This window comes from Kitasatospora sp. A2-31, assembly GCF_022288725.1.
GTDB lineage: Bacteria > Actinomycetota > Actinomycetes > Streptomycetales > Streptomycetaceae > Kitasatospora.
On record NZ_JAKNTA010000015.1, the window covers coordinates 116,810 to 132,050 of the forward strand.

Genomic DNA, 15,241 nt, shown 5'->3' on the forward strand with positions numbered 1-15,241 from the left:
CTTCAATTTTGAGCACCTGTCACGCAGTATCGCGCGGATGGCGGCGCCTCAGGGCGCCTCAGAGCGCCTCAGAGCGCCTCGGGGACGCCTCGCGTGCTCCGGCGGCCTCCGAGGGGCTTCGGTGGGCGCCCAGGGGGTCCGGCGGGCTCGGTGGCGCTCTGCTCTAGGGTCAGGGCCATGTCCGCTGCTCCCGGGCCCGCGCCCGCCCCTGTCCTGCGCCCCGCCACCCGTGCCGAGCTGCCCGCGGTGCTCGCCCTGCTCGCCGACGAGGAGACGGTGGTCGACCCGGCGACGATCGCCGTCACGGAGGCGTACGAGAACGCCTTCGCCGCGATCGAGGCGGATCCGCGCAACGAGATGCTGGTCCTGGTCGAGGGCGCCGACGACCGGGGCCACGGCGGCACCGTGGTCGGCTGCCTCCAGGCGACGTACATCCCGGGCCTGGGCAAGGGCGGCGCCGAACGGGCCCTGATCGAGGCGGTCCGGATCCGCGCGGACCGCCGGGGCGGCGGACTCGGCCGCGCCCTGATGCAGGCGGCGACCGCCCGGGCACGCACCCGCGGCTGCGCGCTCGTCCAGCTGACCAGCAACAAGCAGCGGGAGGACGCGCACCGCTTCTACACCGCGCTGGGCTTCAGCGGCAGCCACGAGGGTTTCAAGCTCGCACTGCAGGAAGGGCCGTGACGCACCGCCGCTTCCGCCTCGACGGTGCTGGGGCCCGGCCGGGGAACCGGCCGGGCCGGATCAGAGCTTGAAGACCGCGCCGCGCCACGTCCACCCTGCGGCGAGGACGGCGTTCCGCAGCGGCTCCTTCAGCGCGGCGGCGTCGAACCGGGACACCTCCGCCACCCCGACCCGGCCGTCGGCCCGGCGCCCGACCGTCCACTCCCGGGAGGACTCGGTGACCTGGCCGCGGGAGTACTCGCGCTCCAGGACCAACGTGGGCGTGCCCCCGGTCCAGGTGACCTTCCACTGCTCGTCGAGGGCCCGGAGTTCCCGGGCGGCGGGGAGCAGCCGCATCCGGATCCGGAGCGTCCGGTCGAGCTGCGTCCGGGCGAAGTACGGGTGCCAGGCGGGCTCCCGCAGGCGCCACTCCGCGACGAGGTCGGCGCCCTCGGCCGGGGCGGCGGCGCGCACGACGTACGGCACCTGCGGCCCGTTGAGGCCGAGCAGTGCCGCCCGGACACCCTCGGGGGAGCGCGGTTCGACCCCGCGGTCGGGGTGCTTGGTGCCGGTCAGCCGGTCGAGGAAGCCCATGGGCACCACCCTAGACACCGCTGGACCCCGGTCACGCGTCCGGGCCGGGGGCGGCCCCCGGCGCCGCCCCCGGCCTCAGCCCTCCGAGTGTTCCCCTCAGCCCTCCGTACCGGTGAGGACCTTCTCCAGGGCGGCCAGCGCCCACTCCAGCTCGTCGCGGGTGATGGTCAGCGGCGGGGCGAGCCGGATGGTCGAGCCGTGGGTGTCCTTGACCAGCACGCCCTCGCCCAGCAGCCGCTCGCTGACGGCGCGTCCGGTGCCGATGGCCGGGTCCACGTCCACGCCCGCCCACAGGCCCCGGACCCGGTGGGCCGTCACGCCCTTGCCCGCCAGCGCGGCGAGCCCGGACTCCAGGACCGCGCCCAGTTCGGCGGCGCGACGCTGGTACTCGCCGCTCTCCAGCAGCGCGACCACGGCCGAACCCACCGCCGCCGCCAGCGGGTTGCCGCCGAAGGTCGACCCGTGCTCGCCGGGCCGCAGCACGCCGAGCACGTCGCGGCGGCCGACCACCGCCGACACCGGGACGATGCCGCCGCCGAGCGCCTTGCCGAGGAGCACCAGGTCAGGAAGGACGGACTCGTGGTCGACCGCGAGGGTCCGGCCGGTGCGCCCGAGCCCGGACTGGATCTCGTCCGCGACGAACAGGCACCCGGCGCGCCGGGTGAGTTCGCGCACGCCCGCCAGGTAGCCGTCGTCGGGGATCAGCACCCCGGCCTCGCCCTGGATCGGCTCGATCAGGACGGCCGCCGTGGTCTCGTCCAGTGCCGCCTCCAGCGCCGCGAGGTCGTTGTACGGGACGCTGCGGAAGCCGGGGGTGAACGGGCCGAACCCGTCGCGGGCGACCGGGTCGTCGGAGAAGCTCACGATCGTGGTGGTCCGGCCGTGGAAGTTGCCGCCGGCCACGACGATCGTCGCCCTCCCGTCCGGCACCCCCTTGACCTCGTAGGCCCACTTGCGTGCCACCTTGATCGCGCTCTCCACCGCCTCGGCACCCGTGTTCATCGGCAGCACCATGTCCAGACCGGTCAGCCCGGCCAGTCCTTCGGCGAAGGCCGCGAGCCGGTCGTTGTGGAACGCGCGCGAGGTCAGGGTGAGCCGGTCGAGCTGGCGGTGTGCGGCCTCGACGAGCGCTGGGTGGCGGTGGCCGAAGTTCAGTGCCGAGTAGCCGGCCAGCATGTCCAGGTAGCGGCGGCCCTCGACGTCCTCGACCCACACGCCCTCCGCCCGGGCCACGACCACCGGCAGCGGGTGGTAGTTGTGCGCGAGGACGGGCTCCTCGGCCCGGATCAGCTCCGCGGACGAACGGCCCGGCCGGTCCGCAAGGGTCGGGCCGGCGGGGTCGGTGGGGCGGGCGGCTGCGGTCATGTCCGGTCTCCTGGGTGCGGGCGGGTGCGGATCGGTGCGGACGGGTGGCGCAGGCGATCCGCGGGCACGCGGGCGCTCCCCGCGTGCCGCTTCGGGGACGTCCTCAACGCTAGGGAGCGGGCCCGCTCCCCGACAAGCGGCATCGCCGCCGCGCCGTCGCAGCTCTGCTGCGTGTTCCGCCTCCTCAACGCAGCATCGCTGCGCCGCCGCCCCGCGCCACGCGGTCGGTGCCGGGCACGGCGCCGCGCTCGCCGCCGGGGGCGAGCAGGTCGGAGAGGACGAGGCTGCTCACCGTCCGGCGGACGAACGGCTCGGCGCGGATCCGCTCCAGCACCTCCTCGAAGTGCTGCACGCTGGCCGCCCGCACGTGCAGCAGGGCGTCCGCCCCGCCCGTGACGGTCATCGCCGCGACGATCTCGGGGTGGTTGCGGACCACCTCGGCCAGCCGTCTCGGCGGCGCCGCACCGTCGCAGTACACCTCGACGTACGCCTCCGTGCCCCAGCCCAGGGCGGACGGCCGCACCGTCGCCGTGAATCCGGTGATCACGCCGTCGGCGCGCATCCGGTCGACGCGGCGCTTCACGGCCGTGCCGGAGAGGCCGACGGCCGCCCCGATCTCGTTGAAGCTCGCCCGGGCGTTCTCCACCAGCGCCGCCACGATCCGGCGGTCCAGTTCGTCGAACTGCGGGGTGGTGGCGTTCGTCGTGGTCCTGGTGCTCATCGTCGGTGGTCCTTCACAGCGCAGCGGAGAGCCGTCGGGCGGGCCGGGCGGCGGAGGCACGGGCCGGCCCGTCGGGCGGGCCGGGCGACGGAGGCACGGGCCGGCCGCCCGGGGCTCCGCGCGCCCCACGGGCGCAGCATAACCACAGGTCAGCCCGGTCGGGGCGGGGCCGAGCGCCGGGCCGGGCTGCCGGCCGTCAGACCCCCACCGCCTCCGCCGCTTCGACGATGATCTCGGCCACCCGTGCCGGCTGCTCGACCAGGAGCAGGTGCCCGGCATCCGGCACCGTCACCATGGTGATCCCGGGGCTCGCCTCCAGCCCGCGGCGCTCCTCGTCCGTCAGCCCGATCTCGTCGCGGTCGCCCCGCACGACCCAGGCCGGCTGCCCGGAGTCGCGGAGCCGGGCGACCAGCGACGGGTGGCGGTCCAGGTATTCGTAGTAGCACCGCACCAACGGGCGGCAGAACCCGGGATCGTTGTCGCTCATGTCCGCCGCGAGGGTCCGCGCCCGGTCCTCCGTGACCCCACCCTTGATCATTTCCTTCTTCATCATCGGCGGCAGGGTCCTGATCACCGCGGTCCAGGACAGCGGCCCCAGTCCCGGCACCCGGCCCAGGTGGTCCAGGACGCCGAGGAACGCGGCCTCGTCCTTCTTCGAGAACGTCGGTGACAGGAGCACCACGGGCCCGGCGAAGTCACCGGCGGCGGCCATCTCGATCGCGACGTTCGCGCCCATGCTGTGGCCCACGACCACGTCGCAGGCCTCGTCCGCCGCGCACTCCCCCATCAGTCGGGCGTAGTTCTCCATCGCGAGGTCGTCCGGCGGCACGGTGCGCCCGAACCCCGGCAGTGTCACCGCCACGGCGGCCAGCCCGGCCTCGGCCAGCACCGGCTCCGCCATCACGTCCGCGTAGAACTCGGCGCTGCACATCCCGCCCGGCAGCATCAGCGCCCGGTGCCGCGGGTGCTCGGGACCCGCGCGGCGCACGTCCGGCGATTCCTTCATAGGCCCAGGCTGGACCCGCCGCCTCGAACACGCCACCGCCGGGTGTCCCGGCCGGCGGCTCGCGCGGTGGGGCGGCGGCATGCGGAACGACCCGGGTTGCACCTTCCTGCCAACCTCTCGGCGATCCCCGTTCGAACGCGATCTTCACGGATATGCTCCGTAGCCGTCCGAGCATGATCGAAATCGTCGAAGGGGCAAGGAACGTGACGTTCCGTTCCACCACTGTCGCGCTGGCCGCGGCCGGCCTGCTCTCCCTCCTGGGGTCCACCACCGCCGTCGCCGCCCCGGCCGAGTCGCCGGCCGGCCAGGGCCGGGAGTGCGGCGCCGTCCGCCTCACCGGCTCGCTGCCGGCGCCGGCCCCGGGCCAGGCCGTCCAGCAGCAGGTCACGATCGGCGCCGACTGCACGCCGCAGTTCGGCCCGGTCACCTACAGGCCGGCCACGGCCGCGGCGTCGAAGACCGCGGCCGCCGTCCAGGGAGCGGCCGCCGCCGGCACCACCCGGCAGCTGCGCAGCTGGAACGAGATGTTCGACTGCTGCAACATCCGGATGACCGGGCTGTACACCACGTCCACGTGGACCACCGACGGCGGCCGCATCACCACCGCGGCCACCGAGGCGACCCAGGGCAACAACCGCGAGCCGTGGAACGCCGGCTGGTCGGTGAAGTCCGCGGCCAAGACGGACGACTGCACCACCGACTGCGCGGTCGTCCACACCAAGGCCGACGCCGAGTTCAGCTACCAGGGGATCTTCGACGTCACCGGCAACTGGTACTTCAACACCCACCACTCCGCGGTGCAGCTGAACGGTGACGCGACCGCGTCGTGCACCTTCGACGTCGAGCTGCGCCACACCTTCATCGGCTGGAACTGGCAGCGCGGCTGCGAGTGATCCCCTGCCTGACGGCGTGCGGGCGGTGACGGGATCTCCCGTCGCCGCCCGCACGCCGCTGCGCCGTTGCGTCCTTCCCCGGTCGGAGCCGGGGAGACCGCGCAGGACCGGCTCGCCGCGGGCTCACCGTTGGCCTCACGGCCGGCCTCACCGCCGGCTTCACCCCTGGCTCACCGCCTCCACCAGGGCGTCGGGGAGGCCCAGCACCCGCAGCACGTCCGGCGCGGACGGCCCCACCGCGGCCGCGGACTCGGCGGCCCTGCGGTAGTGCGTCCGGGCGCCGGCCCGGTCCCCGTTCTCCTCGGCGACGCGGGCGAGCCCGGCGAGTGCGCGGACCCGGTTGCCGAGGGCCTTGATCCAGTGCGGGTCGATCCGTTCCAGTGCCTCGGTGTACAGCCGCTCGGCCGCGGCCGCGTCGCCTTCGGCGAGGGCGAGGTCGGCCTGGCCCCGCAGGGCGGCTCCCAGACCGTCGGCGCTGCCGGCGCGGACGGCCAGCTCCGCGGCCCGGGCGTAGTCGGCGCGGGCGGCCGGCAGGTCGTCGGCGGCGAGCTGGTCCCCGCGGTTGACCAGCAGATCGGCGGCGTCCTCCAGGGCGCCGAGCTCCTCGGTGAGGGCGAGCGCCCGCTCGGTGAGGGCGATCGCCCGGGCGCGGTCGCCGCGGCCGGCCGCCACCCCGGCGAGCAGGTCGAGGACCAGTGCGGCGCCCCAGCGGTCGCCGAGTGCGTCGAAGCCCTCGCCGGCCTGGGCGAACTCGCGCTCGGCGGCCTCCCGGTCGCCGGCGCCGAGGGGGCCGAAGCCCGACACGTACCGCGCCACCGCGCGGGCCCACGGTTCCGGGCAGTCGCGCTGCGCCGAGACCAGCTCGAAGGCGCTCTGGCGCTGCTGGAGGGCGGTCTGGCCGGCGTTGCGCATCATCCACACCAGCAGCGCGGCGGGGTACCGTCCTGGCCGGTCGCCCGGCCAGGCGGCGGCCAGCGCCCGTTCGGCGGCGGCGCGGTGCTGCTGCCAGACGGGCATCCCGGCGGAGCCCGGCGCGGCGAGCAGCGTGCAGACCGCGTACTCCTCGCCGAGCCCGGCCGGGGGCACCGCACCGGCCGGCACCGCACCACCCGCCGACGCCGGGTCCCGGACGCCCTGCGGGGCACCGACCGTGTGCCGGTCCCGGACGCCGGCCCGGTCCCCCACCGCCGTCGGGTCGGCGATCGCCGACCGGTCGCCGATCGCCGCGAGCAGGGCGGCCGCGTCCGGTGCCACCGAGGCGGCGGTACCGCGGATCCACAGGTAGGTCGAGGCGGAGGCGAGCAGTTCCAGCGCGGTCTCCACCTCGCCGGCCGCGATCGTCCGACGCAGCGCGGTGAGCACGTTGTCGTGCTCGGCTGCGAGCAGCGGCAGCCAGTCCAGTTGTTCGGCCTTCCGCAGGTGCGGGTCGGCGGTGCGCAGGAGCTGCCGGACGTACCCGGTGTGGGCGCGTTCGGCCACGTCCCGCTCGCCGGCGGCCGCGAGCTGTTCGGCGGCGTAGGCACGAATGGTCTCGAGCATGCGGTAGCGGCCGCGGGCGGCCTGGAGGAAGGACTTGTCGGCGAGCGATTCCAGGGTCTCGGCGTCGGTGTCGCAGACCTGCGCCGCGGCCTCGGCCGTCGCGCCGCCGGCCAGGACGGCGAACCGCCGGGCGGCCTGCCGCTCGGGTTCGGAGAGCAGTTCCCAGCCCCAGGCGACGACGGAGCGGAGCGTCCGGTGCCGCTGGTCGGCGGCGCGGGTGCCGCGGGCGGCGATGGCCAGCCGGTCGTCCAGCCGCTCGGCGAGGTCGTGGATCTCCAGCGTGCGCAGCCGGGCGGCGGTGAGCTCGATGGCCAGGGGGAGGCCGTCGACCGCGGCACAGATCCGGCGGACGAGCGCGGGGTCGGCGGTGGGCCCGCGCCGGACGGCCGCGGCCCGGTCGGTGAAGAGGCGGGCGGCGGCGTCCTCGTCGAGCGGCCCCACCTGCTGCAGGCTCTCGCCGATGATGCCGAGCGGCTCGCGGCTGGTGGCCAGGATGCGGAGCCGGGGGCAGGCGGCGAGCAGCCTGGCGGCCAGCTCGGCGGTGGCGTCGACGAGGTGTTCGCAGTTGTCCAGGACGATCAGGAGCAGCCGGTCCGAGAGCGCGGCGACCAGCCGGTCGAGCGGGGTGCGCGAGCCGTCCACGTGGAGTCCGCTCTCGCGCAGGCCGAGCGCGCCGAGCAGCGCCTGCGCCGGGGTGGCGCCGTCGCTCAGGGGGGCGAGCTCCACGAAGCAGACCTCGCCGGCGCCGGTGTCGGCGGCGTTGCGTGCGGCGACCTCGACGGCGAGCCGGGTCTTGCCGACGCCACCGGGGCCGACCAGGGTGACGAGGCGGGCCACCCGCAGCAGTTCGGCGGTCTCGGCCGCGTCGTCGTCACGGCCCACGAAGGAGGTGAGCTGGGCCGGCGGTGCGGCGATCGCCGGCACGGTGCCGGTGTCGAGCAGCTCGCGGTGGAGCGCGGCCAGTTCGGGCGAGGGGTCGGCGCCCAGCTCGTCGGCCAGGTGGCGTCTGCTCTCCTCGAACACGACCAGGGCCTCGGCCTGGCCGCCCGAGGCGGACAGGGCGCGCATCAGCAGCGCCGCCAGGCGCTCGCGCAGCGGGTGGCGGCCGACCAGCTCCCGCAGTTCGGCGGCGACGGTGCGGTGTTCGCCGAGGCGCAGGGCGGCCTCGAACCGGTCCTCCAGTGCCCCGAGCCGCAGTTCCTCCAGCCGGACCGCGACCGCATAGGCCGTCTCGGTCCCGGCGACCTCGGCCAGCGCAGACCCGCGCCAGAGTCCGAGCGCTTCCCGGAGCAGCGCGGCGGCCCGGTGCGCGTCGCCGTCGCGAAGCGCCGCGCGGCCCTGATCGGCGAGCCGTTCGAACCGGCCGGCGTCCACGGCGTCGGCGGCCACGACGATCCGGTAGCCGGCGCCCGCCCGTTCGATCGCGGCGGCCGAGCCCAGAGCGGCGCGAAGCCTCGACACCTGCGACTGCACCGCGTGGGCGGAGAGTCCGGCGGCCGGGTCGATCTCCTCGGCCAGGCGGTCGGCGGAGACCACCTCGCCGGGGCGGACCAGCAGCAGGGCCAGCAGCGCCCGGCGGGCGGGCCCGCCCAGGGGCACCTCGGACCCGTCGTCGTGCCACGCCCGGGTCTCGCCGAGGATTCCGAACAGCATGCGGGTGATTATGCATCAGATTCGATCTTGCAGACACGGGCGAACGGACGGGGTCGCGCAGATCCGATCACCGTGGCGCCCGTGCCAGGTGCCGGCACGATCAGCCCGGCCCGAGTGCCGGCACGGGCGCCCGGGCCGGGCCGTCCCGGCCCCGTCCGAGTGAGCGCGCGGACCGGCTCACGCCGGGACGATCGGGCCGAGGAAGGTGCCGCCCGAGACGTCGACGGTCTGGCCGGTGATCCAGCGACCCTGCGGGCCCGCCAGGAAGCCGACCACGTCCGCGACGTCCTCGGGCTCGCCGAGGCGTCCGAGCGCGGTGATCGACTCCAACCCCGCGACCACCTCCGGGATGGCGGTGTGGCCGGCGGTCATGTCGGTCCGCACCGCACCGGGCGCGACCGTGTTCACGGTGATCCCGCGCCGGCCGAGTTCGTTGGCCAGCGAGGGCGCCATCGACTCCAGCGCCGCCTTGCTCACGGTGTAGGCGATCTGCGTGGAGACGGCGAACCGGCTGGCGGTCGAGCCCATGTTGACGATGCGGCCACCGTCGTTGAGCAGCGGCAGCGCCCGCTGGACGACGAAGAACGGCGTGCTGACGTTGATCGTCCACACCCGGTCGAACTCCTCCGGGGTGACGGCCGCGATCGGGTTGCCCGAGATGATGCCCGCGTTGTTGACCAGGATGTCCAGCCCGCTCGCACCGTGGGCAGCGAGTCCTGCGGTCAGGCCGGCGAACAGCCGGTCCACCGCGCCGGGCTCGCCGAAGCGGGCCTCGACGGCGAACGCCCGGCCTCCCGCCTCCTCGATCCGCGTCACGGTCTCGTTCGCGGCGGCCTCGTTGCCGCCGTAGTGCACGGCCACCAGGGCGCCCGCCGCGGCCAGCCGCAGGGCGACCGCCCGGCCGATGCCCCGCGAACCACCCGTCACCAGCGCCGCCCTGCCGGTCAGCTCACCCATGATCGTGCTCCTTCGTGCGGTTGTCCGGGCCTCCGTCGGCCCGGCGATGGCTCGAGACTGCCGGTGCCCGCTCACCGCGCCCTCACCGCCGGCTCACCGGCCGGCCGCCCCCCGGTGAGCCGGGCCTGCGCACCCCGGTGAGCGGCGGTACCACCCCCCTGCGGACCGGCGGCCGAACCCCGCGCCGTGCCGACCGACGGGACGCGGCCGCCCCGCTCCTCCCCCGCCTCCAGGGGAAATCTTTACGCTTTCCCACCTGGACAGAACGATCACCGCCCTGCGTACGATCGCGCGGACGGTGCGTCACCAGTGGTGCTGGTGGGGCCGGTTCGGCCCGCCGGAGCAGACGGCCGGGCCCCGGCGGGCGCGCCGCCAGGCAGACCGATCCGAACGGGGGCAGTCCAGACGTGAGTACACCTGCGGCAAACGACCAGTTCAGCGTCAACACCCAGGCCATGAGCGGGGCCCAGTCGGCGCTCAACGGGATGGCGCTGGACAGCAAGACCATCGGCGCGACCGCGGACGAGTCGACCGGCGCGGCGGCCGCCGCCCACAAGGGCTGGGACACCGCCGGCGCACTGCGCGCGGCGCTGACCGAGTGGCATGAGCAGGTCGACCAGCTGACCGCGCGCCTGCACCAGAACAGCGCGGCCATGCAGCAGACCACGCTGAACTACCACACCACCAACCAGTCCATCGCCGACTCGCTCAAGGTGAAGTGACCATGCTCGGATACGAGGACGTCCTCAACGCGAACCCCGGCACCCTGTCCACCGCCGCGGCCAAGTGGCGGGAGATGGCCCAGAAGTTCCACACCATGGAGGGCAACTTCGACCGGGACGTGCTCTCGGTGACCCGCAACGGGCTGTGGACGGGCGGCACCGCCGGTCTGGCGAACTTCCAGCTCATGGCCACCAAGGAGCAGATCGCCGCCGCCCAGGTCGAGGCGAACGCGATGGCCTCCCTGCTCGACGACGCCCGCGCGGACTTCGAGGCCGCGCAGAAACAGGTGCGCGAGGCCGCGGACGGCGCGGTCAAGGCCGGCTTCAAGGTGACCGGCACCGGGGTCGCCGTCCTCGACCCGAGCACGCTCGACAAGGGCACCCTGAACGACCTCCACCACGACGCCGACACGCAGCGGGCCTACCAGGAGGCCGCGGGCAAGTGGACGCAGGCCATCGAGGCCGGCATCCAGCGGGCCACCGACGCCGACCAGCGCGCCGCCCGCGCCCTGCGCAGCGCGTCGAAGGCCGGCAGCATCGACAACACCTTCAACGGCAAGGCCCTGGGCGGCGGCGACGCGGCCGACGCGCAGCGCGCGGCCGACCTCGCCACCCGGATCGACAGCCTGAACGACGACGAGCGGGCGCAGCTGGCGAACCTGATGCGGGCCGACGCCGACAGCCCGCAGTTCTCGCAGACCCTGCTCGACCGGCTCGGTCCGGAGAAGACGCTCGACCTCGCCGAGAAGCTCAACAACCCGGGCAAGGACGGCGGGAGGAAGGCCGCGTACCCGGGCCTGCAGACCGACCTGACCCGCGCCATCGCCTCGGCCACCCAGGACCCGAACACCGAGTTCTACCGGAAGTGGCGCGAGGGGCTGAAGGAGAACGGGACGAAGAACTTCGGCTCCAACACGGAGCCGGTCTACGGCTACCAGATCCTGGGCACCCTGATGTCCAAGGGCGACGCGAAGTACTCCACGCCCTTCCTCACCGACCTCGCCGACGACATCACCGCGAGCGAGAAGAAGCACCCGGGGCTGTGGAGCTACAAGGCGTCCCACGACGGCACCTCGTTGGGCGCGGACCCGCTGGACGAGGTGCTCGGCGTGATGGGGCGCCAGCCGGAGGCCGCGACGTCCTACCTGGACCCGGGCTCCGACGGCGGCAACAAGCGACTGCACTTCCTGTTGAAGGAACGGGACTGGCCGCAGGGTTACATCACCGGCTACACCGGCATGATCAGGGCCGACGACCCGCTGTCGCAGAGCGGCCTGGCCGCCGCGATCGAGGCCGCCTCCACCGGCGAGCGGGCCGGCACCGCCCACGACGGCAAGCACACCGAGGCCCAGGCCCGGATCATGCACGACACCATCGTCACCATGGACGAGGACCACGGCGGCGACAAGATCAAGGCCACCCTGCGCCAGCCGCTCGCCAACGCGCTCGCCGACTACGTCGGGGACACCCACGAGCTGCTCAACGGCCGCAACGACGTCTACAACGGCCACACCGGGCACGACTCGGTGTGGAAGGACGGCGACACCGTCCGGATGGCGGTCGGCCAGGACAGCCTGGTCCGGTTCATGCGCGGCCTGTCGGACGACCCGGCCGCCTACGGCACCCTGCACCGCGCCGAGACGGGCCGGATCGACCAGGAGCTCGCCGCCATCGGGCCCCACCCCACCGAGGCCCAGATGAAGGACCCGATGGGCAAGGGCGCGGCCGCGCTCGGTGTCTTCGACGCCATCCGCGCCGACACCGCGATGGACCTGCGCGACGACAAGAACGCCGAGGCCGACTGGAAGGCCAAGGTCCTGTACCACACCATCGGCGCACCGATCACCCCGATCGCCCCGCTCGGCGACGCCGCCCAGCGCCTGGTCGACACCTGGACCTACGCCGTCAGCCTGGAGGAGAAGGACCAGAACAACTCCGAGGCCAACGCGAAGGTCTCCGACACCTACCTGGGCGCCAACCGCCAGATGTCGGACATGATCGGCATCTGGGCCCGCGACCGCGGCATGGACCCCGACAGCCCGGACATCAACTCCCTGCAGGACGACATGCTCAACAGCCGCAACCGCAGCAACGACGTCGCCGGCCGCTACCTCGGCCGGGGCAACGCCTGATGAGCCCCCGGACGCGAACCCGGGTGCTGCCGACCCCCCGGCGCTCGCGCGCCGCTGCCGCCGCCACCGCCCTGGTGGTGGCGGCGGCCGGCCTCGGCCTCTGGTGGACGCTCGGGCGCGACGACCCGGACCGCGACTGCGCCGGTCTCCGCACGGACGGGCGGATCCGCACCGTCCTGGACGGGGTGTGGCGGTCCGACCTGCCCTGCCGCGAGCTGGCGGAGGGCCTGCGCGGCGCCACCACCGGCGACCGGCCCGGCGTCCACACCCTCGCCCAGGCCCACGCCATGCGCACCGTCGTCCTCGTCCTCGCCGACCGCCCGGACCACCGCATCCACCCCGAGGTCCGGGGCCCGCTGGCCGAGGCCCTGGCCGACTACGCGGCCGACACGCACGCCGTGCTGACGGGGGTCGACGACGTCTACGCCGCGCACGACGGCCCGAGCGCCGACGCCTGGCAGGACGCGAAGGGCGTCCACTTCGCGGTGCAGAAGGAGCAGCTGGTCGGCGCGGTGCGGGGGCTCGCCGAGGACGCGCCGGGTTACGCCGCGCTGCGGGCCGCCGACCTGCGCCAGGGCGCGGCCGGCCTCGCCGCCGTCGCGCCCGGCCAGGAGCAGAACGCGATCGTCGATCCGTTGGTGCGCGCCGCCGCGCCCGCCGGCGCCTTCGACGGGATCGCGGACGACGTCCTGCGAAGCCGTGGGGAGGGTGCCCGCCGCAGCTGGCAGGGCGAGGTGCTCACCCGGCTGAGGGCCGCCGGGGGCGGGTCCGCGCCGAGCTTCGCCGCCGACCCCGCCGGCAACCTGGTCGCCACCTGGCTCGCACCCCTCGCCCCCGCCGACCCGGGCGGCACCGACGGTTATCCCCGCCTGCACGACCAGGCGGCCGCGTTGCTCGCCCAGTGGGCCGACGCCGCCCACGCCGGCCTGGCCCCGGAGGCCCTGCGCATCCTCCAGGACCGGGCCCGCACCACCACCGACCGCGAGCAGCGCGAGGCCCGCACCACCCTGGCCGGCTGAGAACGCCGCCGCGAGCGGCGCCGTTGCCGGCGGTGGCGTCCGTTGCCGGCGGTGGCGCCCGTTGCCGGCGGTGGCGTCCGTTGCCGGCGGTGGCGTCCGTTGCCGGCGGTGCGTTGTCAGCGGTGCCGACGGCGCCGTTGTCGGCAGTGCCGAGGAGGAGCGGGACCGCGGCAACGGCGGGCCGGGCGTGCCGAACACGGTGGGGCGGCCGGCCGTGCCGGGCGTCCCGGTACGACGATGAAGGGGTGGACACGGACCCGCACGACCCGCACGACCTGCCCGGCCCGCACGACCTGCCCGGCCTCCTGGACGTCGTACCCACCCCCCGGACGGCGGTGGCCTGGCTGCCGCCGTCCGGCCTGTGGGAGGCCGTCCAGGAGATCCGGCGGGCGCACGATCCGCAGATCCGCCGCTGGCCGCCCCACGTCAACGTGCTGTTCGGGTTCGTCCCGGAGTCCGACTTCGGCGCGGCCGTCCCGCTGCTGGCCGCCGCGGCGGCCGAGCACCACCCGTTCACCGCCCGGCTGCGAGGGGTGCGCAGCTTCCGCCACCGGCGCGACTCCACCGTCTGGCTCGACCCGGCGGCCGACGGCGCCCGTCCCTGGACAGCGCTGTACGACTCCCTGGTGGAGCGCTTCCCCCGCTGCCGCGGCCGGGCGGAGGGCTTCACGCCGCACCTCTCGCTGGGGCGGACGCGCGATCCGCGCGTCCTCGCGGCCGAGGCGGCGGCGCTGCTGGGCAGCACCACGGCGCCGGTCGCCGAGCTCGTCGTGCTCTCCCGCCGGGGCGACGGCCCGATGGAGGTGCGGTTCGCAGTCGGCCTGGGGACGGGCGCGGTGCGGCCCGCGGGCGACTGCGACGCGGTCCGCTGAGCGCGGGCCCCTCCTCCGCCGCAGGGCCCGCTACCTCTCGGCGTGCCAGGGGAAGGCCCGGAGGTCGGGCTCGACCCAGCCGGCCCTGGCCTCGGCGCTCGCCAGCGTCGCGGTCCGGTAGAAGCGGCTCAGCAGCGCCTTGTCGAGCAGCTCGGGGTGCCGGTCGGCGAAGGCCTCGAAGTCGGCGCGATCGGAGCGGTCGGCGCCGCCGTCGAGGGCGGTCCCCGCGCGGCCTGCGTGGTGGCCCACCAGCTCGACCCAGGCCCGGGTCATGGTGGCGTGGTACTTCTCCGGGGCCCCGGCGGCCAGGGCGGTGCGCCGGATGCCCTCACCCACCAGGTCCACCGCGGCGGCGGTGCCGTGGCGCCGGACGGCCAGCCAGGTCAGGTGGACGTGTTGGCGGTGCCCGAACCGCTCGGCCGCAGCCATCACCTCGGCCATCAGCCCCGCGAACCGCTCGGCGGGCGGCACGACGAATCGCTCACCGGTCTGTTCCGCGGACTGCGGCACCACCTCCGCCGCGCCCCGACCGTCCCCGCTCACGCGCCCTCCTCGATCAGCGCGTCCAGCACCGCGTAGTAGCCGGCGACCGCCTCCGCGGGCAGCCCGGCCAGCGCGCGGCTCTCGACATCGGCCAGCGTCCGCCGGATCAGGGCCGCGGCGGCGCGCCCGGAGTCGGTGAGCTCGACCAGCACCGACCGGCGGTCGCCGGCGCGCACACCGCGGGTGATGTGGCCGCGCCGTTCCAGCCGGTCCAGCACGCTGGTCAGCGTGGTCGGGCGGGTACCGACCGCGGCACCCAGCTGGGACACGGTCCGGCCCCGGCCGTCGGCGAGATTGGCGAGCGCGTTGATCTCGGAGGCGGTCAGGTCGAGGTCGACGAGCTCGGCGGCGAGCAGTTGCAGCGTGGCGTGGGTCGCACGCTGCAGGGTGAGCAGCACCGACCGCTCAGGTGGTACGGATTCGGACTTCATGATTTCGGATACTACGAAATCGTTCTATCGAGGGCAAGGCGCCCGGCACCCCGCCGGACGCGGGGGCGCCTCGACGCACCCGGCGGACGCCCGCCCACGCACCGCCCGTTCGAGATCGTCAGACCCTCCGC

General features: G+C 75.1%; 14 protein-coding genes. 6 read left to right on the top strand and 8 right to left on the bottom strand.

Annotated elements, in window-relative coordinates:
• The first annotated feature begins 177 nt into the window (after window positions 1-177).
• Window positions 178-684 (top strand): GNAT family N-acetyltransferase, encoded by a 507-nt coding sequence (locus MCM47_RS32050; RefSeq protein ID WP_238949415.1) that lies wholly within the window; start codon window positions 178-180, stop codon window positions 682-684.
• 60 nt (window positions 685-744) lie between these two features.
• Here MCM47_RS32050 and MCM47_RS32055 read toward each other — a convergent pair whose 3' ends face one another.
• The 4 genes from MCM47_RS32055 to MCM47_RS32070 form a co-directional block, all read right to left on the bottom strand.
• On the bottom strand, window positions 745-1,257 hold the full coding sequence (locus tag MCM47_RS32055; protein WP_238949417.1) for a hypothetical protein: 513 nt from the start codon (window positions 1,255-1,257) through the stop codon (window positions 745-747).
• Between the two features lie 96 nt (window positions 1,258-1,353).
• Window positions 1,354-2,622 carry an ornithine--oxo-acid transaminase gene (rocD, locus tag MCM47_RS32060; protein WP_238949419.1) on the bottom strand — a complete coding sequence of 423 codons (1,269 nt, stop codon included), beginning with the start codon at window positions 2,620-2,622 and terminating at the stop codon, window positions 1,354-1,356.
• 184 nt (window positions 2,623-2,806) lie between these two features.
• The gene (locus MCM47_RS32065) at window positions 2,807-3,343 is read right to left on the bottom strand and encodes an Lrp/AsnC family transcriptional regulator (protein WP_238949421.1); all 537 of its coding nucleotides are present in this window, start codon (window positions 3,341-3,343) and stop codon (window positions 2,807-2,809) included.
• Window positions 3,344-3,539: 196 nt separating this feature from the next.
• Window positions 3,540-4,349, bottom strand: coding sequence for an alpha/beta fold hydrolase (locus MCM47_RS32070; protein WP_238949423.1), 810 nt, complete (start codon window positions 4,347-4,349; stop codon window positions 3,540-3,542).
• Between the two features lie 203 nt (window positions 4,350-4,552).
• On the opposite strand from MCM47_RS32070, the gene MCM47_RS32075 reads away from it, so the two are divergent.
• A complete protein-coding gene (locus tag MCM47_RS32075; protein ID WP_238949425.1) occupies window positions 4,553-5,242 on the top strand; it encodes a hypothetical protein in 690 nt (229 codons plus the stop codon).
• 159 nt (window positions 5,243-5,401) lie between these two features.
• Here the strand turns inward: MCM47_RS32075 and MCM47_RS32080 are convergent, their stop codons facing one another.
• Window positions 5,402-8,434, bottom strand: a complete 3,033-nt coding sequence (locus MCM47_RS32080; RefSeq protein WP_238949426.1) for a BTAD domain-containing putative transcriptional regulator — start codon at window positions 8,432-8,434, stop codon at window positions 5,402-5,404.
• 177 nt (window positions 8,435-8,611) lie between these two features.
• Window positions 8,612-9,391, bottom strand: coding sequence for an SDR family oxidoreductase (locus MCM47_RS32085; RefSeq protein ID WP_238949427.1), 780 nt, complete (start codon window positions 9,389-9,391; stop codon window positions 8,612-8,614).
• Window positions 9,392-9,798: 407 nt separating this feature from the next.
• On the opposite strand from MCM47_RS32085, the gene MCM47_RS32090 reads away from it, so the two are divergent.
• From MCM47_RS32090 to MCM47_RS32105, 4 genes are all read left to right on the top strand, one after another.
• Window positions 9,799-10,113: a hypothetical protein gene (locus tag MCM47_RS32090; RefSeq protein WP_238949428.1), complete on the top strand. Its 315-nt coding sequence runs from the start codon at window positions 9,799-9,801 to the stop codon at window positions 10,111-10,113.
• Between the two features lie 2 nt (window positions 10,114-10,115).
• Window positions 10,116-12,245 (top strand): DUF6571 family protein, encoded by a 2,130-nt coding sequence (locus MCM47_RS32095; protein WP_238949429.1) that lies wholly within the window; start codon window positions 10,116-10,118, stop codon window positions 12,243-12,245.
• A 23-nt stretch (window positions 12,246-12,268) separates the two neighbouring features.
• Complete coding sequence (locus MCM47_RS32100; RefSeq protein ID WP_238949583.1) at window positions 12,269-13,264, top strand: hypothetical protein; 996 nt, start codon at window positions 12,269-12,271, stop codon at window positions 13,262-13,264.
• Window positions 13,265-13,509: 245 nt separating this feature from the next.
• A complete protein-coding gene (locus MCM47_RS32105) occupies window positions 13,510-14,136 on the top strand; it encodes a 2'-5' RNA ligase family protein (RefSeq protein WP_238949430.1) in 627 nt (208 codons plus the stop codon).
• A gap of 30 nt (window positions 14,137-14,166) precedes the next feature.
• Here the strand turns inward: MCM47_RS32105 and MCM47_RS32110 are convergent, their stop codons facing one another.
• Window positions 14,167-14,679, bottom strand: coding sequence for a hypothetical protein (locus tag MCM47_RS32110; RefSeq protein ID WP_238949434.1), 513 nt, complete (start codon window positions 14,677-14,679; stop codon window positions 14,167-14,169).
• Complete coding sequence (locus MCM47_RS32115; protein ID WP_238949436.1) at window positions 14,676-15,110, bottom strand: MarR family winged helix-turn-helix transcriptional regulator; 435 nt, start codon at window positions 15,108-15,110, stop codon at window positions 14,676-14,678. The genes MCM47_RS32110 and MCM47_RS32115 overlap by 4 nt, the downstream gene beginning before the upstream one ends.
• Between the last annotated feature and the right edge of the window lie 131 nt (window positions 15,111-15,241).

Coding starts and splice junctions, on each gene's coding strand:
- MCM47_RS32095 (WP_238949429.1), top strand. CDS start 10,116: ATGCTCGGATACGAGGACGTCCTCAACGCGAACCCCGGCACCCTGTCC.
- MCM47_RS32085 (WP_238949427.1), bottom strand. CDS start 9,391: ATGGGTGAGCTGACCGGCAGGGCGGCGCTGGTGACGGGTGGTTCGCGG.
- MCM47_RS32115 (WP_238949436.1), bottom strand. CDS start 15,110: ATGAAGTCCGAATCCGTACCACCTGAGCGGTCGGTGCTGCTCACCCTG.
- rocD (WP_238949419.1), bottom strand. CDS start 2,622: ATGACCGCAGCCGCCCGCCCCACCGACCCCGCCGGCCCGACCCTTGCG.
- MCM47_RS32050 (WP_238949415.1), top strand. CDS start 178: ATGTCCGCTGCTCCCGGGCCCGCGCCCGCCCCTGTCCTGCGCCCCGCC.
- MCM47_RS32080 (WP_238949426.1), bottom strand. CDS start 8,434: ATGCTGTTCGGAATCCTCGGCGAGACCCGGGCGTGGCACGACGACGGG.
- MCM47_RS32065 (WP_238949421.1), bottom strand. CDS start 3,343: ATGAGCACCAGGACCACGACGAACGCCACCACCCCGCAGTTCGACGAA.
- MCM47_RS32055 (WP_238949417.1), bottom strand. CDS start 1,257: ATGGGCTTCCTCGACCGGCTGACCGGCACCAAGCACCCCGACCGCGGG.
- MCM47_RS32070 (WP_238949423.1), bottom strand. CDS start 4,349: ATGAAGGAATCGCCGGACGTGCGCCGCGCGGGTCCCGAGCACCCGCGG.